General features: G+C 68.0%; 20 protein-coding genes. 8 read left to right on the top strand and 12 right to left on the bottom strand.

Going from position 1 to position 19,664, the window contains the following annotated elements; all coding sequences use genetic code 11:
* Positions 1 to 29: 29 nt before the first annotated feature.
* Positions 30 to 1,001 (bottom strand): SLAC1 anion channel family protein, encoded by a 972-nt coding sequence (locus MLG_RS06500; RefSeq protein ID WP_011629019.1) that lies wholly within the window; start codon positions 999 to 1,001, stop codon positions 30 to 32.
* Between the two features lie 150 nt (positions 1,002 to 1,151).
* Between MLG_RS06500 and MLG_RS06495 the strand changes: the two genes are divergently transcribed.
* Positions 1,152 to 2,531 (top strand): hypothetical protein, encoded by a 1,380-nt coding sequence (locus MLG_RS06495; RefSeq protein ID WP_011629018.1) that lies wholly within the window; start codon positions 1,152 to 1,154, stop codon positions 2,529 to 2,531.
* Here the strand turns inward: MLG_RS06495 and MLG_RS06490 are convergent.
* Complete coding sequence (locus tag MLG_RS06490) at positions 2,516 to 3,814, bottom strand: nucleoside recognition domain-containing protein (RefSeq protein ID WP_011629017.1); 1,299 nt, start codon at positions 3,812 to 3,814, stop codon at positions 2,516 to 2,518. The two genes, MLG_RS06495 and MLG_RS06490, sit on opposite strands and share 16 nt — an antisense overlap.
* Positions 3,815 to 3,953: 139 nt before the next feature.
* Here MLG_RS06490 and MLG_RS06485 point away from each other — a divergent pair, with 139 nt between their 5' ends.
* The 3 genes from MLG_RS06485 to MLG_RS06475 all read left to right on the top strand — a co-directional run bounded on the left by MLG_RS06485 (position 3,954) and on the right by MLG_RS06475 (position 6,417).
* Complete coding sequence (locus MLG_RS06485; RefSeq protein WP_011629016.1) at positions 3,954 to 4,727, top strand: hypothetical protein; 774 nt, start codon at positions 3,954 to 3,956, stop codon at positions 4,725 to 4,727.
* 37 nt (positions 4,728 to 4,764) lie between these two features.
* Positions 4,765 to 5,430 carry an energy-coupling factor ABC transporter permease gene (locus MLG_RS06480; protein ID WP_011629015.1) on the top strand — a complete coding sequence of 222 codons (666 nt, stop codon included), beginning with the start codon at positions 4,765 to 4,767 and terminating at the stop codon, positions 5,428 to 5,430.
* Between the two features lie 135 nt (positions 5,431 to 5,565).
* On the top strand, positions 5,566 to 6,417 hold the full coding sequence (locus MLG_RS06475) for a DUF2189 domain-containing protein (RefSeq protein WP_011629014.1): 852 nt from the start codon (positions 5,566 to 5,568) through the stop codon (positions 6,415 to 6,417).
* A gap of 121 nt (positions 6,418 to 6,538) precedes the next feature.
* On the opposite strand, the gene soxZ is transcribed toward MLG_RS06475, so the two are convergent.
* The 6 genes from soxZ to MLG_RS06445 all read right to left on the bottom strand — a co-directional run bounded on the left by soxZ (position 6,539) and on the right by MLG_RS06445 (position 12,668).
* Positions 6,539 to 7,381 carry a thiosulfate oxidation carrier complex protein SoxZ gene (gene soxZ, locus MLG_RS06470; protein WP_011629013.1) on the bottom strand — a complete coding sequence of 281 codons (843 nt, stop codon included), beginning with the start codon at positions 7,379 to 7,381 and terminating at the stop codon, positions 6,539 to 6,541.
* 86 nt (positions 7,382 to 7,467) lie between these two features.
* Positions 7,468 to 8,517 carry a YeeE/YedE family protein gene (locus tag MLG_RS06465; RefSeq protein ID WP_041718381.1) on the bottom strand — a complete coding sequence of 350 codons (1,050 nt, stop codon included), beginning with the start codon at positions 8,515 to 8,517 and terminating at the stop codon, positions 7,468 to 7,470.
* Between the two features lie 90 nt (positions 8,518 to 8,607).
* Entirely contained in the window at positions 8,608 to 9,921 is a 1,314-nt protein-coding gene (locus MLG_RS06460; RefSeq protein ID WP_011629011.1) for an NAD(P)/FAD-dependent oxidoreductase, read from the bottom strand.
* Positions 9,922 to 9,969: 48 nt separating this feature from the next.
* On the bottom strand, positions 9,970 to 10,332 hold the full coding sequence (locus tag MLG_RS06455) for a c-type cytochrome (RefSeq protein WP_198003254.1): 363 nt from the start codon (positions 10,330 to 10,332) through the stop codon (positions 9,970 to 9,972).
* A 244-nt stretch (positions 10,333 to 10,576) separates the two neighbouring features.
* Entirely contained in the window at positions 10,577 to 11,026 is a 450-nt protein-coding gene (locus MLG_RS06450) for a DUF934 domain-containing protein (RefSeq protein ID WP_011629009.1), read from the bottom strand.
* Positions 11,013 to 12,668 (bottom strand): nitrite/sulfite reductase, encoded by a 1,656-nt coding sequence (locus tag MLG_RS06445; protein WP_011629008.1) that lies wholly within the window; start codon positions 12,666 to 12,668, stop codon positions 11,013 to 11,015. The genes MLG_RS06450 and MLG_RS06445 overlap by 14 nt, the downstream gene beginning before the upstream one ends.
* A gap of 209 nt (positions 12,669 to 12,877) precedes the next feature.
* On the opposite strand from MLG_RS06445, the gene MLG_RS06440 reads away from it, so the two are divergent.
* Genes MLG_RS06440 through MLG_RS06425 form a run of 4 tightly spaced genes read left to right on the top strand, consistent with a single transcriptional unit; the run spans position 12,878 to position 17,131 of the window.
* Positions 12,878 to 13,615 (top strand): phosphoadenylyl-sulfate reductase, encoded by a 738-nt coding sequence (locus tag MLG_RS06440; protein ID WP_011629007.1) that lies wholly within the window; start codon positions 12,878 to 12,880, stop codon positions 13,613 to 13,615.
* 2 nt (positions 13,616 to 13,617) lie between these two features.
* Entirely contained in the window at positions 13,618 to 14,472 is an 855-nt protein-coding gene (cobA, locus tag MLG_RS06435) for a uroporphyrinogen-III C-methyltransferase (RefSeq protein ID WP_011629006.1), read from the top strand.
* Positions 14,469 to 15,416, top strand: coding sequence for a sulfate adenylyltransferase subunit CysD (gene cysD / locus MLG_RS06430; protein WP_011629005.1), 948 nt, complete (start codon positions 14,469 to 14,471; stop codon positions 15,414 to 15,416). The genes cobA and cysD overlap by 4 nt, the downstream gene beginning before the upstream one ends.
* Before the next feature lie 38 nt (positions 15,417 to 15,454).
* Positions 15,455 to 17,131: a GTP-binding protein gene (locus MLG_RS06425; protein ID WP_011629004.1), complete on the top strand. Its 1,677-nt coding sequence runs from the start codon at positions 15,455 to 15,457 to the stop codon at positions 17,129 to 17,131.
* A gap of 37 nt (positions 17,132 to 17,168) precedes the next feature.
* Here MLG_RS06425 and MLG_RS06420 read toward each other — a convergent pair whose 3' ends face one another.
* The 4 genes from MLG_RS06420 to adk form a co-directional block, all read right to left on the bottom strand.
* Positions 17,169 to 17,702 (bottom strand): gamma-glutamylcyclotransferase family protein, encoded by a 534-nt coding sequence (locus MLG_RS06420; protein ID WP_011629003.1) that lies wholly within the window; start codon positions 17,700 to 17,702, stop codon positions 17,169 to 17,171.
* 20 nt (positions 17,703 to 17,722) lie between these two features.
* On the bottom strand, positions 17,723 to 18,388 hold the full coding sequence (pncA, locus tag MLG_RS06415; protein ID WP_011629002.1) for a bifunctional nicotinamidase/pyrazinamidase: 666 nt from the start codon (positions 18,386 to 18,388) through the stop codon (positions 17,723 to 17,725).
* A 122-nt stretch (positions 18,389 to 18,510) separates the two neighbouring features.
* On the bottom strand, positions 18,511 to 18,813 hold the full coding sequence (locus tag MLG_RS06410) for a DUF2288 domain-containing protein (RefSeq protein ID WP_011629001.1): 303 nt from the start codon (positions 18,811 to 18,813) through the stop codon (positions 18,511 to 18,513).
* 138 nt (positions 18,814 to 18,951) lie between these two features.
* Positions 18,952 to 19,611, bottom strand: a complete 660-nt coding sequence (adk, locus tag MLG_RS06405) for an adenylate kinase (protein WP_011629000.1) — start codon at positions 19,609 to 19,611, stop codon at positions 18,952 to 18,954.
* Between the last annotated feature and the right edge of the window lie 53 nt (positions 19,612 to 19,664).

Genomic DNA, 19,664 nt, shown 5'->3' with positions numbered 1-19,664 from the left:
CCCCGGGCGATGCCCTGGTGCGCGCCGGCCTACTCCGGCACGCAGATCTTACCGGCTCGCGCCGCCTTCAACGTCATCACCACCAGCGCGATCACCAACACCGTGGTCAGCAGCACCAGCAGCGCGCCGGCAATGGCCAAGAAGGTGGAGGGCACCATGCCGGCCATGGTCACGGTGGCAATGGCGAAGGCGGCCACCGGGAAGGAGTAGGCCCACCAGGACAGGAAGAAGGGCAGTCTGCCAAAGCCCCGGGCCCGAAGCACCAGGAGCAGAAAGATGAATGCCCCGGTGTAGTACAGGATCCGACCCATGGCGTTGATCTCTCCGCCGTTCAGGTGGGTCCAGGCCAGAAAGCCCACAGCGGGCGGCGCCAGCAGGATCGCCAGGGTCGGCAGGAGCCGTTCCGGCAGCGGGTCGTGAAAGATGAACCGGTAGAACATCAGGGTCATCAACACCAGCCAGAAGACCACCCCGACACTGAAGAAGAACCAGGAGAGCTCCACGAAGCCCAACGGCACCCCCGCCAGCGGCATCAGCACGTTGCCCACCACCGGTATGAACCAGGCCGGATTGATGTGGGCAATCTGAAAGGGCCGCTGGCCGATCCAGATCCCCATCACCACCAGGGTAAAGGTGATATGCAGGGCCGCCCCCCCCAGCCAGAGCAGCCCCGCCAGCCAGGTCACATGGGGCTGCAGCAACATGGCCACCAGCACCAGGCTGATCGAGATGGCGGGAAAGAAGTTCATCTTCACGGGGTGGTGGAACTCCGCCTTCACCGCCTCTCGGTAGCGGATGAATTTCAGGCTGTAAGCCGCGGAAAGAAAAAGAAAGAGCAAGACCACGACAGCGGTCAGGGTGGTACTGATCGCAGCGGACCAGCCCCAAGCCTGCTCGGCCGCCCGCCAGGCCAGGGTCAGCCCGGCGGTCCCCATGACCGTCGCGAACAAGGGAATCGGCATATGCTCCAGGCTACGCCCGGCAGGCTGCGTGTCTTCCATTGGAACCCCCGTCTTTATATTCACAATCAATGAATCATTGTAGCGGCCCGGCCCGCTGAATGCATCCGCCAGAATGCCAGTGAAGCGGATCCCGCACACGGGTTACACTGGCCCCAGATCACCACCAACCCGCGAGTCCACGATCCGCCGATGAGCCCCACCGATCTGATCAAGCGGCTGCTGCCCACCTCCGGCAAGGCAACCGACAAGGCGCCGGAGCCATCGGCCCGGTCGGCCCCCCACGATTCCGCAGGCCAGGCCCGGCTGATCGCCATCGCCCGGAGCGATGCCGAACCCGGCGCCCGGGCCGACGCGGTCAAGCGGCTGACCGATCTCGACACCCTCCAGGCCTGCCTGGCGCCGGCCACACCGGCGCCCGTCCGGATGGCGGCGGTGGCACGCTTGAGCCTGCTGCTGAAATCGGACGACCCGGGCCTCGCCCCGCAGGAGCGGGTGGCGGCTGTCCGCCATTGCCCCGACACCACCGTCCTCGCCCACCTGGCACAGTCGGCCCGGCTCGAGGCCGTGCGACGGGCGGCACTGGACCGCCTGCGCACCCCCGCGGCCTGTCTCCAGGCCGCGCTGCACGACCCGGTCCGACGGCAACGCAAGTTTGCCGTTGAGTGCGTCGACCACCTGGAGACCCTGGAGGCGATTGCTGCCCAGAGCGACGACCGCGGCGTGGCCCGTCTGGCCCGGCGCCGCCTGCAGGCCCTCCGCGACGAGCAGGCCGAGCAGCAGGCGGTCCAGACCCAGGCGGTGGGGCTGTGCGAGGCCATGGAGGCGCTGGCAAGCGCGCCTTGGCGCGATGACCTGCCGGCCCGTCGCCAGCGCCTGGAGAACCAATGGCGGCAACTTGACCCGACGCCACCCCCGGCGCTGGCGGACCGCTTTGCCCGGGCCCAGGGCCATTGCGCGGCCCGCAGGGCACCCCAGGCCGGCGACCGGGAAGCGCGGCTGCTGAACGCCCTGGAGGAGGAGGCGCGGGCGCTCACCCACCACCCGGAGCCGGAAGAGGCGCGGCTCCGCCAGCTCCGCGAGTCGCTGGCGCGCACCCGCCGGGAATGGCTGCACCTGGGTGCGGACCCGGCCACCGAGGCCCGCTTCCGCACCCGCTACTGGCGTCTGGAATGCTGGTGTGCCGACGCCCGGCGGTTGCTCGACCAGCAACGGATCATCGAGCAATTGCTCAGTGAGGCCGACGCCCTGCCCCTCACCGAGGCGCCCCCCCTTCTGCGCCACGCCCGGCAGTTGCAGCAGGCGTTGCGACAGGCCCCGTGGCACAGCGGATTCCCGCTGCCGCGTCTGCTCAGGGAGGGCCAGGCGACGGTCAAGGCGCTGGAGCGCACGGCCCGCCATGCCGGCCAGACCCGCGTGAAACGGCTGCAGGCCCTCCACCACCTGATGGCCAGCCTGGAACAGGCCATCGAAGAGCGCGCCTGGGGGCGGGCCCGCCGACTAATCAGCGAGGCCCTGCGCGAGACCGGCGAGCGGCCCGCCGGCCCCGCTGGGGATCAGAGGAAGAGGTAGCTGCAGACCGCCACCGCCGCGATCACGGCCACCACATCGGCGGTCAGTGCTGCCGCCAGGGTGTGGCGGATGCGCCGTACCTGCACCGCGCCGAAATAGACGGCCAATACATAGAAGGTGGTCTCGGTGGAGCCCTGGAGGGTGGTGACCAGGTACCCCACATAGCTGTCGGGCCCAATGGCCGGGTCGTTGATGATCGAGGCCATCACCCCGTAGGCCCCGGAGCCGGACAGCGGCCGCAGCAGCGCCATGGGCAGGGCCTCCGCGGGGAGGCCGAAGCGCGTGGTGAAACCGCCGATGGCCCCGACCATGGCCTCCATGGCCCCACTGGCACGGAACATCCCCACCGCGACCAGGATCGCCACCAGGTAGGGGATAATCCGCAGCGCCACCTGAAAGCCGTCCTTCGCGCCCTCCACAAAGACCTCGTATATGCGCACCCCACGCAGGGCCCCGAAGAGCAGGAAGCCCACCATCAGGCCGGGCACGATCCAGGGCGATAGCAACCGCCCGTAGACCACCGTGAGTGGAATCAATGCCACCAGGCCACTCAGGGCCACCAGCGACACCCACAGGGGGTAGCCCTGTCCGGCGTACTCGGGCAGAGCGTCCTGCTGCTCCGCCTCCTTCACCCAGGGCCGTTCCATGGTGCGTGCCGCCGGGTCCGGCGGCCCGGCGGGGAAGAAGCGTCGGAACAGCATGGCGGCCGTGACCGCGGCAATGGTGGCACAGATGGTGGCGACGAGCGTCGTTGGCAGAATCCCGGCGGGGTCCTCCGACCCGGCGGCGGCCCGCAACGCAATCACGCCGGTGGGCAAGAGGGTGATGGAGGAGGTGTTGATGGCCAGGAACAACGCCATCGAGTTTGTCGCCGTCCCGGGGTGCGGATTCAGCTTGTCCAGCTCCTGCATGGCCCGGATACCGAAGGGGGTGGCCGCATTCCCCAGGCCCAACGCATTGGCCGACATGTTGAGGATCATCGCGCCCATGGCGGGGTGGTCCGGCGGCACGTCCGGAAACAGCCGGGTCATCAGGGGCCGGATCAGGCGCGCGATAATGGTCAGCAGCCCCCCGGCTTCGGCGACCTTCATCAGCCCCAGGAACAAGGTCATGACGCCGACCAGGCCCAAGGCCAACTCCACCGCCCCGCCGGCGGACTCAATCACGCCGCTGGAGAGCACCTGCATCGGGCTCTCCTCCCCCGCCCCCCCATCGAAGCGCAGTTCCCGCCAGGCGGCCGTGGCAAAGGCCACCAGAACGATCCCCAGGAAGATCCAGTTCATACCCTAATCCCTGTCCGTCCCCGCTCCGGGCCCGGAGACGTTAGCCGGTTCCGACCTGCGACACCAGGCCCGCTTGCCAGGTGCCAAGGGAGGCGCTTAGCCTAAGCAGCCGAGCGATCCCCGACCCAGGTGGCCACCTTTGAGTGATCCATTGATCCGTTCCACACCCGGAGCCCTGCTCCGGGCCACTATAGAGCTGCTGTTGAGCGGCGTCCTGGCGCGTGTCGTGCTGCCCCTGCTGTTGGGCCTGCTCGCCGCCCACTCCGGCGCCCTGGCCTACACCCTCAGCGCACCGCTCGGCGCGTGGCCGCAGTTGGTGATCACCGCCTGGTGGCTGGGCACTGCCGTCACCCTGGCGATGGCGCTGGCCAGCTGGCTCTGCGCCCGCGCCCTGGGGCTTCCCGCCGTGCATCATCGCGCCGCCCTGGGGCGAGGACTGCTGGGCAGCGCCCTGCAAAGTGCCGTCTTCGCCCTGCTGGCCGTCCTCGCCACGGTCGCGGCTTGGCTTTGGCTGCCCGCAGTCGTCTCCGGTGTCGCCGGCTATGCCGCCGACCGGGCGCTCGATCCCTATACCAGCGTGCCCGGCGTGGAACTGTTGACCGGCCTGCTGCTTTACGGCGGGCTGCAACTGGTGCTGGGGGCCTGGCTCTGGCTGCCCATGCTCATGTTGTTGATACGTGCCCGACCGGGTCACGCCCTGCGTCGCGCCCGCCGCGCATTGTACGACGGGGGTTGGCTGGACGTATTGTTCGTCGGCCCGCTGCTGGTCCTGGCCGCGCTGGCCCTGGTCGATTTCCGCCTGGCACTGGCCGGGTTGCCCCTCTTCAGCTTCTGGCCCGCCCTGGCGACGCGGGCGGTGGCGGAATCCGCCGGCAACCCCTTCCAGGCGTTGGCCCGGGCGGCCGACCGCTGAACCCCTACCGGTGTAAGAGAGGAGAGTCGCGGCACCCATGAACATCCCAGAGGGCCTGCTCCCGGCGTGGGTGGCTTGGGCCACCCTGCCGCTCTATCTCAGCCTGCTCCTGTGGGCGGTCCTGCGCTCACCCTGGAAACTGCTGCAGGCCAACCGCCTGCAGCACGTGTTCTTCGGCGCCAGTGTCATCATGGCCCTGCTCTGGCGCATGCAGGCCGGCATCCATCCCGGGCTGGAACTCCACCTGCTGGGGATCACAGCCATGACCCTGATCTTTGGCTGGCGGCTCGCCCTGGTCGGCGCCTCCATTGCCCTGCTGGTGCACACCACGATGGGCTTCTACGACTGGGCGACGCTGGGCATCAACGGCCTGATCGGCGTGGTGCTGCCGGTCCTGCTGGCCAGCCGGCTGCACCGGCTGGTGGCCACCTGGCTGCCACGCCACTTCTTCGTCTATGTGCTGGTCTCGGCCCACTTCGCCGCCATGATCGTGATCGCCGCCACCATGACCGCCGGCGGCCTGCTGCTCGGTCTCTTTGGGGTATACCCCTGGGAGCGAATCGTGGGGGATTATCTTATCCTCATGCCCCTGGTCATGCTGCCCGAGGGGTTCGTCAACGGCACCACCATGACCATGCTGACGGTATTCAAGCCAGAGTGGGTGCGCAGCTTCGATGACCGGGACTATATCCGTGGTAAATGAACGCGTTATAGAGACTTTCGACATATTCTAGCCGATTGACAGCCCCATCCCGCCTGCCATAGTTGCCATAGGAGGTCCCGGCCAACAGGGATCGTCAACCCGGCCAAAGGCCGCAAAGGCAGGAGGAGTCAATTAATGGCTACGACCGATACCGTGGGACAGACCAGCAGTCCTGAAGCATCATCCAACATCGAGATCCGGGATGTCACCCTGGAGCATCCCTGGCGCTGGCTCGCCGCCGGCACCCGCGACTTCGCCCAGGCACCATTCACCAGCTTCGCCTACGGGCTGGCCATCACCCTGCTGAGTTTCGCCATCACGCTGGCCCTGTTCGCCGCGGGGCTACAGCACTGGCTGCTGCCACTGGCGGCGGGGTTCATGTTTGTCGGCCCACTCCTGGCGGTAGGGTTCTACGACATCAGCCGGCGCCTGGAACGTGGCGAACCGCCCACTCTGGCCGCGGCAGCCGCCGCCTGGAAGTCCAACCCGGTGCAGATCTCATTGATGGGCCTGACCCTGATGATCTTCTTCCTCTTCTGGGTCCGGCTGGCGACGCTGCTGTTTGCGGTGTTCTTCGGCAACATCCCCACCGGGCTCACCGGGCTGGTGGAAGCGACGTTGACCATTCAGGGCGTCTCCTTCCTGGCCCTGGGCGGCGCCATCGGCGGGGTCCTCGCCTTCCTGGCCTTCTCCCTGAGCGTGGTCAGCATCCCGCTACTGGTGGACCGCCAGAGCACCTTTATGGATGCGATTACCGCCAGCCTGCAGGCCGTTTACCGGAATCTGGACGCCATGCTGCTGTGGGCGGCGCTACTGGCGGCCTTCACGATCGCCGGCATCGTCACGTTCTATATCGGGCTGGCCATCGTGCTGCCGCTGCTTGGCCACGCCAGCTGGCATGCCTACCGGGATATGGTTGCCCCGGAGCAACCGGCGCAGGGTTCGGCCGCGGAGTCGGAAACGGAAACCGAACCGAACGCGACGTAGTCCCTAATCCCACGGCGCCCTGGTCCCACGGCACCCTGGGCCGTGGGATCACCGCAACGCAACACGCCCCCCGGGACCACCGTTCCGGGGGGCGTGTTTTCGCCGGGCGGCCAAGGCCGTATCAGCCTGGCGAGACCGGCTGACGGCTCTCGGCGCTGGCACCGGTATCCTCCTCCCAGCGCAGGCGCAACTCACCCGCCGTCTCTGCCTGGAAGTAGAAGCGGATATAGGGGTTGGCCGCCAGTGACCGCATCAGCTCCGCCTCCACCACCGGCTCCCCGTCCAGTTCCGCCTGGAAGCGGTGGATGATTCGCTCCGGGATGGGCTCGCCCTGCTCATCCTCGCGCAGACCGGTCTCCATCGGGTGGTTGATGAGGGTGATCACCTCGCCCGGCTCCCCCACACTCAGTTGTCGGGGCATGCGCACGCGCGGTTCCGGCAACCCGCCTTGGTGGTCGCCATTACCGTAGGTATCGTCCCGCAGCAGACAGCCGCTGACGGTCACCCGGGCCTGCTGCTCCGCCATCCGGACGCTGCCGTCGCTCATCTCCGCCAGGGCCAGCACCGTCTGCGACTCATTGAGCCGGATCCGGGTGGTGACCGCCGCCTTGCCGGCCCGCGGCGAGAAGCGGAAGGTGGCGATCGGTGGTGACGGGTTGCGAAGCGCGTAAAGGTGGATCGCCTCCACGCGGTCCTCCCCGGACATGGCGCTGTCCACACTGACGTGCAGGCGTACCGAGCTGCCGTCCTCGGAGACCGCGGGCAACTCCAGGGCAATGCCGTCGGTGCGCGGGGTGCGTTCCCCGACGACGGCGCGGGCCGCCTCCAGGCGCTCCCAGCTCTGACGAGCCCACACGGCAGCGGGGATCACCCACAGGGAGGCGCCCGCCAGCAGCCCGGTAGCGCCATGGCGCAGCAGGCGCCGGCGGCTGAGGGAAAGCTCGGTGAGGAATGTCTTCGCCATAAAGTGCTCAATCGTTCAACAGGTTACCCAAGGGGTTGGATTCGTCCCGCGGCACCGGGTTCCAGACCCGGCCGGCATAAACTTATTCACAACGCCGGCAAGCGCGCCGGCCCGCGCAGGCCCACCAGCGCCCCCACCACGATGCCGCTGGCTGCCAGCAGGGAGGGCAACGCCAGGGTGGAGAGGCCGGTGATCCCCTGGCCAATGGAACAGCCCAGGGCCAGGGCGCCGCCAATCCCCATCAGCGCCCCTCCGCCCATAGCCCGGAGCATGCGCTGGGGGCTGGGAAAGCCCTCCAGTTGGAAGCTCCCGGTCACCAGCGCGGTGGCCAGCGAACCCAGCAATACCCCCGCCACCACGGTGACACCAAAGCTCAGATCGGTACCGCTCGCCAACATGAGGTATTGGATACCGTCGCCAATCGGCGCCACGAAGGTCAGTGAGACCACCGGTACCGGGTCGAAGTCGTCGGCGCCCAGGGAACCGGTGACCCACCAGCCAGCGGGCACCAGAAGCCCCACAAGGATGCCCGCCGCCCACTCCTGGCGGCGGTGGCGATACCCCTGATCGCTGAACACATAGACCAGCAGCGGAATCGCCAGCACCAGCACCATCAGCCAGCGCGCCAACAGCTCCGGCAGCCCCGCGCTGGCCAGCCAGCCGTGCAGCCCCGCACCCAGGGCCAGGCGCAGCCCCGTGGCCTCGGCCAGCGCCAGGCGCCAGCCGGCAAACACCCCGGTAAGTGCCATGAACGCCGCCACCCCGAGGCAGGTCAGCACCACGAAAGAGCGCAGATTACCACCCCCCAGCAACACGGCGGCACGGGCCCCACAGCCGTTGGCCATGACCATCCCGTAACCGAACAACACGCCCCCCAGCGGAACCAGCAGCCAGGAGAACTCCGGGGCCAGGTAGTGAGTCCGGCCGAGATCGATCACCCCCAGGCTGGCCAGAAGCTGCGACCCCACCAGTGCCGTGACCACGGCCAGCGCGAAGGTGCGCAGCTTGCCACCGTCACCGGCCTGAAAACAGCGCTGCAGACCCCGGGTCAGGCAGAAACCACTCCGCCGGCCGACGATGCCAAAAACCAACCCAATCACCAGACCGCCCAGATTGACCAGGGTCGTGTGCTCCACTGCCTCCAAGAAATGCTCCTCCCACACGTAACGCGCCCCGGGTGCGCCTTCCCGCACCCGGGGCTGTCACCCAGCGCCGCACCCGGGAGGTCAACCGCGGAAGCGGGTGCCCCAGGTGTCTTCGCTGATGGCCTCGTACCAGTTAACGGCGTACTCCGCCTCCCTGGCGCGGAACGCCTCATCGGCCTCCCGGGGGCTGACGCCTCCGGACCCGGGCACCTCGGCAATATGGCCGTCGATGACCTTGTACACCCCGGCCACGGAGATACCGTAACCTGGCGCGATGAGACTGTAGCAGGTGTTGTTCCAGACTGCCGGGGGCGGCGCGTGCCCGGCAAACTCGGAGACGATGGCCGAGGCCACCACCTTGGCCTGGGCGTTGGCACAAAAGCCCGATTTTGGCATCGGTGCCGCGATGGTGGCGTCACCCACCACGTAGATGTCCTCGATCTGGGTCGACTCAAAGGTCTGTGGCTTGACCGGTACCCAGCCGCTGGCGTCCGTCACCCCGGCCCGGCGGGCGATGAAACCGGCCTTCTGCGGCGGCACCACGTTCAACACGTCGGCCCTGTGGCGGGTTCCGAACTCCGTCTCCACCTCCCGACGGTCGGCGTCCACGGCCACCACCCGGCCGTCCTGCGAGGCGCCCACCCACTCGATCATGTCACCGTAAAACTCCGCCCAGCCGTCCAAAAACAGCGGCTGCTTGGAGAAGTTGTCCTTGGCATCGAGCAACAGGATCTTGGACCGCGGCTTGTGCTGCTTGAAGTAGTGGGCGATCAGACTCACCCGCTCATACGGGCCGGGCGGACACCGGAAGGGGTTCTCCGGGGCGCGCAGGATGAACAGCCCACCATCCTCCATGGCCTCCAACTGACGGCGCAGCAGCCGGCTTTGCTCGCCGGCCTTCCAGGCGTGCGGGGCCTTCTCTGCCGCGGCCTCGTCGTAGCCGGCCAGCCCGTCCCAATCGAAGTCGATGCCGGGCGAGAGCACCAGCTTGTCGTAGCGGAGCCGCTCGCCCGTGCTCAACCGCACCTCGTGGCGATCACCGTCCACATCCTCGGCCGTGGCGTGCACCACATGCACGCCGTAGTGCTCCCGCAACTCGTCGTAGCCGTGGCGGATGTAGGCCATCTCCTTGATTCCGCCCAGGTACCAGTTGCTGAACGGGCAGGTATAAAAGTGCTCAGAGGCCTCCACCAGGGTGACCTCCACCGCCGGATTGAAGCGTTTCAGGAACTTGGCCGCAGTGGCCCCACCGAAACCACCACCCACCACAACCACGTGACCCGCGCCGCCGGCCCGCGCGGCCATCGGCACACCCAGGCCGGTCATGGCGGTAACGGCGCCCGCGGCGCCCAGCAGGCCCAGCGCCTGTCGCCGGTTGATGCGAGGCTGCTCCATGGATAGCTCCTTTCTGTCTTGCCTGTCGTTGCTGTACCGGACCATGAATCAACGCTCCAGATTGGAGAAGTAGCGGGCCAGCGCCTCGATCTCCTCGTCCGAGTAGCCCTTCGCGATCCGGTTCATCACGGTGGTGTCCGGCACCTCATCCTCCCGGAAGGCGAGCAACTGCGCCCGCAGGACCCGGAACGATTCTCCGGCCAGTGCCGGCACCTCCTCACCACGACGCCCCTCGACGCCATGACAGGCAAAGCAGGTACTGGCCAGCAACTCCTTGTGCCGTAGCTGCACTGCATCGTCATCCGCCCCCCAGGCCGGGACGCCCGCCAGGGCCATCCCCAACAGGGCGGCGAGGGTGGTCATCAATGCCCAATGGGCCGTCCGTTCACCAGGTCTTTGCACTCCGCGCATGTTCGCTTCCATTGATTGTGTTTGGGCGAGTGGAGACAGCTTGCAGGTGGCAGGCGCCCCGGGGCGCCGTTGCTTAGCGCAATACTAGGAAATCCAGCGAATAACCAAAAGAAAGATAATGTTAATTGTTTATTGCTCTTTGTTATTTACCCCTTTCAACCCTCCGCCGCTCCGCGGCCCGGACTGCAACCGCAATCCCTGGGCGCTAGCCCGGCGGGGGTCCGCGGGCGGCGTTGCAGCCGCCTCATGCCGGCACCCCGTGCCGTCCGAAACGCCGCAGACAGTCGCGAGCCACCGCCAGGTCCACGCCCGCCGCCAGCTCGAAGCTATTAAAGCCCGTGCGACGCAGGGCGCTGAGCTGATCAACCCGCAGATCGCCGGCCGCACGCACCGGGCCGGAGTAGCCCAAACGCCGCAACCACGGAAGCAGGCTAAAGCCCCGCCCGTCGGTGGCCACCGGGAAGCGAACCACGATCAGGGCCAGCTCGGACAGCACGTCTTCCAAGCCCTCGGGGCTGTCTTGGCCCTCCAGCTCCAGCCCCAGGCGGCCGGTCTCCGGCCAGGGACGGCCGGCCGCCTCCCAGTCCTCACGCCGGAGCAGCCAGTCCCCGGGGGGCAGGGGATCGGCGGGCACCCCGGACCGCGGCCGGACAAAGTCATCGGTCACGGGCTCGCCGTCGTCACGCAGCAGCATGGAGCACCTCCTTGAAGGGCGCCAGGCCGACCCGGCGCACGGTATCGAGGAAACGTTCATCGCCCTCGCGCAGGGCGACATAGCGCGCCATCAGCGACCCCACCACCGGCGCCACCTGTTCCTGGGGCACGGCGGGGCCGAGCACCTTGCCCAGACTGACCTCACCGGCCGATGATCCGCCGAGCTGGATCTGATACCAGGGCTTGCCCCGCTTCTCCACGCCCAGAATACCGATATGGCCCACATGGTGGTGGCCGCAGGCGTTCATGCAGCCGGAGATATTCAGCCGCACCTCACCCAGATCGTGGAGATAGTCCAGTTCATCCAGCTCCGCCTGCACCGCCAGGGCCACCGGGATGGATTCGGCGTTGGCCAGGTTGCAGTACTTCCAACCCGGGCAGCAGATGACATCCGACACCGTGCCTACCACCGGATGGGCCAGTCCACGCGCCGCCAGGGTCCGCCAGACCTCGCGCAAGTCCCCGGCCGGGATATCCGGCAGCACCAGGTTCTGGTGGTGGGTGCTGCGAATCTCGCCCTGCCCGAACCGCTCCGCCAGATCGGCCACGGCATCCATTTCGTCGCTGGTGATATCCCCCGGCTGGCGTTCACCCCCTTTCAGGCAGACGGTGACCGCCCGTACCCCGGGCTGACGCTGCAACTCGGTGTTCCAGCGCAGCCAATGGCCGAAGGCCGGCTCTTCCGCCGCCTGGGCCTCAAGCCCCTGCTCGTCGGCCGCCGGGGCCGATACCGGCGGCCGGTCGAAGTGGCCCGCCACGGCCCGATAGCGCGATTCGGAGATCCGCAGGGGCGCCTTTTCCATGGTGGCGTACTCGGTCTCGACCAGATCCCGGAACCGGGCCAGGCCCAACTCCCGTACCAGGATCTTGATCCGCGCTTTGTACTTGTTGTCACGCCGGCCCAGCCGGTTATAGATCCTGAGGATGGCCTCCAAATAGGGCAGCAACTGCTCGCCGGGCAGGTCCGTACGCAGCCGTTGGGCGATCACCGGCGTCCGGCCGAGCCCGCCGCCGACCCAGACCTCGAAGCGGGCGGCATGCCCCGTCCCGGAAACCAGCCGCAGGCCGATGTCGTGCACCTGTACGGCGGCCCGGTCGTGACGGGCGCCGCTGACCGCAATCTTGAACTTACGGGGCAGGTAACTGAACTCCGGGTGCAGGTTCGCCCACTGGCGGATGAGTTCGCACCACGGCCGGGGGTCGTCCACCTCGTCCGGGGCGACACCCGCCATCTGATCGCTGGTGACGTTGCGGATGCAGTTGCCACTGGTCTGGATGGCGTGCATCTCCACCCCGGCCAGGTCGGCCAGCACCTCCGGCACGTCCTCCAGCTTCAGGTGGTGCAGCTGCAGGTTCTGGCGGGTGGTGAAGTGGCCCAGACCCCGGTCGTAGCGCCGCGCCACCTCCGCCAGGGCCCGCAACTGTCGGACCGAAAGGGTGCCATAGGGGATGGCGATGCGTAGCATGGGGCCGAGCCGTTGGATATAGAGGCCGTTCATCAACCGCAGCGGCCGATAGTCGTCCTCACTCAGCTCGCCCGCCAGATGACGGCGGGTCTGGTCGCGGAACTCGTCCACCCGCTCCCGCACCAGGGCGTAATCCTCGTCGGTGTATTGATACATGCCTCTAGAATCCCTGCCGTGTATTGACGGCCCAAGCTTAGTGGTCGTGGCCCCGGAGGCAGAAAGAATGAATCGGGAATTGCTTATGCTTATGGATTTTCAAAACTCTGTCAGTCATTCCCTCTCGCATTAAGCAAAGCAAAAAACATTACTTCTTAACCCGTTGCCGCTTTGCTAGCGTGCCCCCATCCACAAACGGGACCGACACCATGAAAAGCGAGCATGTCACTCCGCAACGCCTGCAGGCCCTGACCGAGGCCGCCGCCACCCTGCTCCGCCATATCGAAGGCCAGCATTCACCGGCGGCGCTGGCTATGAGCTTCGGTGCCGAGGACATGGTGCTGCTGGACCTGGTCTGCCGAGAGGCACCTGGCATCACTCCCTTTACGCTGGACACCGGGCGGCTGAACCCGGAGACCCACGACTTGCACCAGCAGGCACGGGCGCGTTACGGCGTGGTCATTGAGGCCTGGTATCCCGAGGCCGATTTGGTCCAGCGTTGGGTTCACAACCACGGCATCAACGGCTTTTACGACAGCCGCAGCGCCCGGGAGGCCTGCTGCTACGTGCGCAAGGTGGAGCCCCTGAACCGCGCCCTGGCCGGCCGCCGGGCCTGGATCACCGGGCAGCGGCGGGCCCAATCGGTCACCCGCCACGGACTGCCGGTGGAGGAACACGATGCCGCCCATGGCCTGGCCAAGTTCAACCCGCTGGCGGAATGGAGTGAGGCCGATGTCTGGGCCTATATCCGCCATCATGAAGTGCCCTACAACCGCCTCCACGACCAGGGGTACCCCAGCATCGGCTGCGCCCCCTGCACCCGCGCCGTGACCGTGGGCGAGGATCCCCGTGCCGGTCGCTGGTGGTGGGAGGACCCGACGCAGCGGGAGTGCGGGCTGCACCGCAACCCCGCGGCAGACGCACAACAGGCGGCGGGGAGGCAGTGACCATGACAGCCGCCCTGCCCCGTCCCGGTGAAGTCTTCCTGGTGGGCGCCGGCCCCGGCGACCCGGACCTGCTGACCCTGCGCGCCGCGCGGATCATGCAGTCGGTGGACGTGGTGCTGTATGACCGACTGGTGGCACCGGAGATCCTCGCCCTCGTCAGCCCGGACGCCGAACGCATCCCGGTGGGCAAGTCGGCGGGCCACCACAGCCTCAGCCAGTCCGCCATCTGCGCCCGTCTGGTGGAACTGGCCTCGGCAGGCCAGCGGGTCCTCCGACTGAAGGGGGGCGATCCCTTCATCTTCGGCCGCGGCGGCGAGGAAGCCGCCGAGCTCGCAGCGGCGGGCGTACCTTTTCAGGTGGTCCCCGGCATCACCGCGGCCCAGGGCTGCGCCGCCTACGCGGGCATTCCCCTGACCCATCGGGATCTCGCCCACAGTTGCCGTTTCCTGACCGGGCATCCGGCCACCGATGCGGACGAAACCGACTGGGCGGACCTGGCCCGACCCGGTCAGACCCTGGTGTTCTATATGGCCTTGGGGCCGCTGGCAGACGTGTGTGCCCGCCTTCGCCAGCATGGGCTGCCCTCCTCTCATCCGGCCGCAGTGGTGGAACAGGGCACCACCCGGGCACAGCGGGTGATCACCGGCAGTCTGGAGACGCTCCCCCGCCAGGTGGCTGCCGCCGCGGTACAGTCACCGGCGCTGCTCATCATCGGTGAGACGGTGCGGCTCCAGAGTGAACTGAACTGGTTTCGGCCCGGGGTGAACGCCGGGGCCCCGGTTTTTCGTGACTTGCCTGCAACGACGGATGCCGGGGCCGGCGTCCGGCCTTTGAGAAAAGCGGGAGGAACCGCATGAGCAGTGCCGCAACGGCCCTTCAGGGTCCGCAACCCAATGCGTTGCCCGCCGCCAGCCACCTGGATCGGCTCGAGGCGGAGAGCATCCATATCCTCCGGGAGGTGGCTGCCGAGTTCGATAACCCGGTGATGCTTTACTCGGTGGGCAAGGACTCCTCGGTGATGCTGCACCTCGCCCGCAAGGCGTTCCATCCCGGCACCCCGCCCTTCCCCCTGCTGCACGTGGATACGACCTGGAAGTTCCGCGAGATGATCGCGTTCCGAGACCGCATGGCGGCGGAAAGCGGAATGGCGTTGCGGGTCCACATCAACCAGGAGGGGGTGGCACGCGGCATCGGCCCCTTCAGCCACGGCTCCGCGGTGCACACCGACGTCATGAAGACCCAGGCGCTGAAACAGGCCCTTGACCGCTATGGCTTCGATGCCGCCTTCGGCGGCGCCCGCCGGGACGAGGAGGCCAGCCGCGCCAAGGAGCGTGTCTACTCCTTTCGCGACCGGCACCACCGCTGGGATCCGAAGGCCCAGCGCCCGGAGCTGTGGAACGTCTACAACGGGCGCATCCACAAGGGGGAGAGTATCCGCGTCTTCCCGCTCTCCAACTGGACGGAACTGGACATCTGGCTCTACATCCATCGCGAGGGCATCCCGGTGGTGCCGCTCTATTTCGCGGCGGAGCGGCCGGTGGTGGAACGGGACGGGCTTCTGATCATGGTGGACGATGACCGCCTACCGCTGGCCCCGGGCGAGATCCCGCGCCTGGAGCGGGTCCGCTTCCGCACGCTGGGCTGCTATCCGCTCACCGGCGCCATCCGCTCAGAGGCCCGCTCGGTGCCGGAGATCATCGCCGAGATGCTCGACTCCTCCAGCAGCGAGCGCCAGGGTCGCGCCATCGACCACGACCAGTCCGGCTCCATGGAGCGCAAGAAGCGGGAAGGCTACTTCTGATCGCCACCCCCCATTCATCGCAAGCACACCGGAATACCATGACCACCAACACCGATCTGGAGCGGCGCCTGGAGGCGCTGGAGGCCCGCGATCTGTTGCGTCTGCTCACCTGCGGCAGCGTGGACGACGGCAAGAGCACGCTCATCGGCCGGCTGCTCTATGATGCCGGCGCCATTCCCGATGATCAGCTCGCCGCGGTGGAACGCGCCAGTGCCCGCTACGGCACCACCGGCGACAGCCCCGATCTGGCGCTGCTGGTGGACGGGCTGGAGGCCGAGCGCGAGCAGGGGATCACCATCGACGTGGCCTACCGCTACTTCGCCACCGAAAGGCGCAAGTTCATCATCGCCGATACCCCCGGCCATGAGCAGTACACCCGCAATATGGCCACCGGGGCCTCCACCGCCGATGTCGCCATCCTGCTGGTGGACGCGGCCAAGGGGCTGCTGCCCCAGACCCGTCGCCACAGCGCCATCTGCGCCCTGCTCGGCATCCGCTCGGTGGTCCTGGCGGTGAACAAGATGGACCGGGTGGCGTGGGACGAGGCCACCTTCCGCACCATCGAACGCGATTACCGGGTACTGGCCACGCGCCTGGGGCTGGAGCAGGTGGCCTGCATCCCGGTCGCCGCCCTGCACGGGGACAACGTGGTCCGGCGGGCCGGACCGACGGCGCCCTGGTACACCGGGCCCACCCTGTTGCAATGGCTGGAAGGGGTGCAGCCGGCCGTCGACCAGCGCCCGTCGGGCCCTGTCCGCCTGCCTGTGCAGTACGTCAACCGGCCCCATGCCGGGTTCCGCGGCTATGCCGGGACGCTGGCCACCGGCACCCTGCGCGCGGATCAGCCTGTGCGCGTGCTGCCGGGAGGGCAGCGGACCCGCATTCGCAGCGTGGAAGGCTTCTCCGGGCCGCAAGCCGAGGCCCACGCCGGCCAGGCGGTGACCGTCACCCTGGCCGACGAGGTGGACGTCTCCCGGGGCGACTGGCTGGTGGCCGAGGAGCACACCGGCCTGCGCTGCGCCCGCCAGCTTCGGGCGAACTTGATCTGGATGGATGAGCAGCCCCTCCACCGCGGGCGGCAATTCTGGCTGAAACTGGCCAGTCGCTCGGTCCCAGCCACTGTGACCCGGCTGCTGCACACGCTGGATATCACCGACCTGGAACAGCGTGGGGCCCCCGAGGGGGTGCCACTGAATGGCATTGCCGGCGTGGAAATCAGTCTCGGCGCACCGCTGCCCTGCGAACCCTACGCCGACTGCACGGACGCCGGCGCCTTCGTGTTGGTGGACCGGACCCACCACGGCACCGTCGCCGCCGGCATGATCACCGACCTGCAGCGCGACATCGGCGCCCCGGTGGCTCCGGACCACGAGGGACGGGCCGCCCAGAAGGGTCAGACCGCGCTGACCGTCTGGCTGCACGGGGACGACCCGGCCCGGCGCTCGGCCCTGCTCGAGCGCCTGGACGGCGCGCTCTTCGCCCAGGGCCTGCATACGTACCGCCTGCCCCGGTCGCTGCCCGGCGGCCTCGGCCCGGAGGCGCTGTTACCCCTTTTTCTGGACGCCGGGCTGGTGGTGCTTGCTGACAGCGAGGCCCCCGCCCCCGCACCCTTACCGGCCGGGCCGCTGCTCGCCCGCCCGGTGGCGGACGATGACGAGGCCCTTCTCGACGAGCTGATCCACGAGGTCCTCGCCCACCAACCGGGCGTGTCCTGAGACGGGTCACACCGGCACGGCCACTGGGCCGGTGACTTCAGGCTGGGGCGGAGCGCCAGTCCATGCAGGCGCGGACCAGCGCGTGCTGGCGCAGGCGCCGGTCGCTATCCGGATCCTCCCAGACCGGCTGCTTGGCGATCGCCTCGATATAGTCCGCGGGAAAGGCGTGGAAGCGCGCGCCGGCAGCGACGATGTCCCGGTACCAGCAATAGGGCTGAACCGTGGGGTCCAGCCGTTCCGGATTGGCCACGTAGGTGAAGGCCCGGACCGCCTCGCCCCCCTCGGCGTGCACCTCGATATCCTCCAGGAAATAGCCGACACCCAGGCTCTCCGCCGCATCCAGGTAGGGCCGTTCGTCCGCGCGCAGGGAGAAAAGCACACCGTGGACCCGCCCACCGGGCCGCGCGGCGATCCGGCACTTGCCCGAGCCGTCGGTGACGCTCTTTTTGTCGAAACGCAAGGCGTGGTCGGGCAACACCGCGGTCCCCAGCGGCCGGCTGGAGGGGACCCGGCGGCGCAGCCGGAGCGGGTGCAGATTGGAGCCGTAGGCGAAATAGATCAGTTCGGGCATGGTGGACGCCTTACGGGCGCTCAGGCCCCCTTGAGTTGACTGGATTCGACTAACCGCACCCCGGCGCCGATGAGATCCCGGCGCACCGCGTCATCCGCGGCGGGATCCACCGGCCGCGTGAGGTCCCAGAGAAAGTGACAGGCGAAACCCTCGGCGGCCCCGTCCTCGGCGCTCCACTTGACGCAGTAGTCCCGGGCCAGGCCGCAGAGGAACACCTCGCTGACCCCGTGATCGCGCAGATAGCCCGCGAGCCCGGTGGGTGGCCGGCGGCCGTCGGGCCCATGATTGCTCCGAAAGGCGCTGTAAGAGTCCACGGCCGGGTCCGTGGCCTTCCGCAGAACAAGCGTGGCGTGCCGCCACGGCATATCGGGGTGAAGGGCTGCGCCGGGAGTATCCTGCACACAGTGGTCGGGCCAGAGGACCTGGGGCTGGCCGTAGAGCTCAATGGTGTCGAAGGGCGACCGACCGGGCTGCTGGCTGGCGAAGGAGACATGATCGGCCGGGTGCCAGTCCTGGGTGGCGATGATGTGCCGAAACAGCCCCGAGGCCATCAACCGACCGATGGGTTCCACCAGCGTGTCCCCCTCCGGAGCAGCCAACGGCCCCCCCGGCATGAAGTCAGGCTGCATGTCCACGACCAGCAGGGCCGCGGAGCCGGCATCGACTGTGATGGACTCGTCGCTCATGGTGTGTTGCTCCTGGCGGGCCGCGGGGGGCCGGCCTGCCCGGCCGCCGGACACCACGGTCCGCCCGTAATGATCAACTCTATCAATAGACCATGGGGGCACCGGCCCCTGCCGTCAAGGGGTCAGCGGGGCTCCTGCACCAGCACCCAGGGGGCCACCACCACGCACCAGAGGGTCGCATCCTGCGCCGACCAGCGTTGCGCCTCCTCCTCGCCGGTACGGCGGAGATAGCCCCCCTCAAGCCACGCCGCCACCGCCTTTTTGTCGTCCTCGATAAAGCGGGCCCCTACCTCCACCAGATCCAGTTCATGGGAGACGGTCACCATGGCGCCGCTGGCGAAATGCCGCTCCAGCTCCGACCAGCCAATGCGCGCGGTCTCCCGGTTCAATAAGGTGCGGGGATCCGGTTTTTCCTCCGTTGTCATCGGGTTCACCTCTGGGCAGATGGTTGCCTGTATAGAACGCGGAAACCCCCGCCCCCCGACCGGCCAGCGGGCCGGAACGAAGATGGCGGGGGTTCCGGACGGACCGCCGCCGCACAGGGGCGGCGGACCGGACGCGCCTCAGGCGCGCTCCAGCTCGGAGAGGATGCGGTTGCGGATATCGTCGACGCTACCCACCCCCTTGATGACGATGTAGCGCGGGGCCCCATCACCGCCCTTGGCCGCCCAGTCGGAGTAGTACTCCACCAACGGCTGAGTCTGCTCGTGATAGACACCGAGGCGCTTGCGCACCGTCTCTTCCTGATCGTCGTCGCGCTGCACCAGCGGCTCGCCGGTGACGTCGTCCTTGCCCTCCTCCTTGGGCGGATTGTGCTCCACGTGGTAGACCCGGCCAGAGCCCGGGTGCACCCGGCGGCCAGCCATACGCTGGACGATGTCCTCATCCGGGACCTGGATCTCCACCACCGCATCCACGTTGATCCCCTCGGCCTTCAGCCCCTCGGCCTGGGCGATGGTGCGCGGGAAGCCGTCGAACAGGAAACCGTTGGCGCAATCCGGTTCGGCGATCCGCTCCTTGACCAGCCCCATGATGATGTCGTCCGACACCAGTTCCCCGGCATCCATGACCTTCTTGGCCTGCTGGCCGAGCGGGGTGCCGGCCTTTACCGCAGCGCGCAGCATGTCGCCGGTGGAGATCTGGGGGATATCGAAACGCTCGCAGATGCCCGCGGCCTGGGTGCCCTTACCGGCGCCCGGGGGGCCGAGAAGAATGACTTTCATGAGCAACTCTCCCGTCGTTGAGTTTTTTATAGGGTGTTTCTGGTTGGTATGGT

Source organism: Alkalilimnicola ehrlichii MLHE-1 (genome assembly GCF_000014785.1).
In the GTDB taxonomy this organism is placed as follows: domain Bacteria; phylum Pseudomonadota; class Gammaproteobacteria; order Nitrococcales; family Halorhodospiraceae; genus Alkalilimnicola; species Alkalilimnicola ehrlichii.
Note: the sequence above shows the minus strand (reverse complement) of the source record. Positions and strands in the feature narration are given on the sequence as shown.

Bases quoted from the DNA above. Each gene is read 5' to 3' on its own strand.
- MLG_RS06500 (WP_011629019.1), bottom strand. From the start codon at position 1,001: ATGGAAGACACGCAGCCTGCCGGGCGTAGCCTGGAGCATATGCCGATT.
- MLG_RS06425 (WP_011629004.1), top strand. From the start codon at position 15,455: ATGACCACCAACACCGATCTGGAGCGGCGCCTGGAGGCGCTGGAGGCC.
- cobA (WP_011629006.1), top strand. From the start codon at position 13,618: ATGACAGCCGCCCTGCCCCGTCCCGGTGAAGTCTTCCTGGTGGGCGCC.
- MLG_RS06420 (WP_011629003.1), bottom strand. From the start codon at position 17,702: ATGCCCGAACTGATCTATTTCGCCTACGGCTCCAATCTGCACCCGCTC.
- MLG_RS06480 (WP_011629015.1), top strand. From the start codon at position 4,765: ATGAACATCCCAGAGGGCCTGCTCCCGGCGTGGGTGGCTTGGGCCACC.
- MLG_RS06440 (WP_011629007.1), top strand. From the start codon at position 12,878: ATGAAAAGCGAGCATGTCACTCCGCAACGCCTGCAGGCCCTGACCGAG.
- cysD (WP_011629005.1), top strand. From the start codon at position 14,469: ATGAGCAGTGCCGCAACGGCCCTTCAGGGTCCGCAACCCAATGCGTTG.
- soxZ (WP_011629013.1), bottom strand. From the start codon at position 7,381: ATGGCGAAGACATTCCTCACCGAGCTTTCCCTCAGCCGCCGGCGCCTG.
- MLG_RS06445 (WP_011629008.1), bottom strand. From the start codon at position 12,668: ATGTATCAATACACCGACGAGGATTACGCCCTGGTGCGGGAGCGGGTG.
- MLG_RS06475 (WP_011629014.1), top strand. From the start codon at position 5,566: ATGGCTACGACCGATACCGTGGGACAGACCAGCAGTCCTGAAGCATCA.
- MLG_RS06410 (WP_011629001.1), bottom strand. From the start codon at position 18,813: ATGACAACGGAGGAAAAACCGGATCCCCGCACCTTATTGAACCGGGAG.
- MLG_RS06495 (WP_011629018.1), top strand. From the start codon at position 1,152: ATGAGCCCCACCGATCTGATCAAGCGGCTGCTGCCCACCTCCGGCAAG.
- pncA (WP_011629002.1), bottom strand. From the start codon at position 18,388: ATGAGCGACGAGTCCATCACAGTCGATGCCGGCTCCGCGGCCCTGCTG.
- MLG_RS06490 (WP_011629017.1), bottom strand. From the start codon at position 3,814: ATGAACTGGATCTTCCTGGGGATCGTTCTGGTGGCCTTTGCCACGGCC.
- MLG_RS06455 (WP_198003254.1), bottom strand. From the start codon at position 10,332: ATGCGCGGAGTGCAAAGACCTGGTGAACGGACGGCCCATTGGGCATTG.
- adk (WP_011629000.1), bottom strand. From the start codon at position 19,611: ATGAAAGTCATTCTTCTCGGCCCCCCGGGCGCCGGTAAGGGCACCCAG.
- MLG_RS06450 (WP_011629009.1), bottom strand. From the start codon at position 11,026: ATGCTGCTGCGTGACGACGGCGAGCCCGTGACCGATGACTTTGTCCGG.
- MLG_RS06460 (WP_011629011.1), bottom strand. From the start codon at position 9,921: ATGGAGCAGCCTCGCATCAACCGGCGACAGGCGCTGGGCCTGCTGGGC.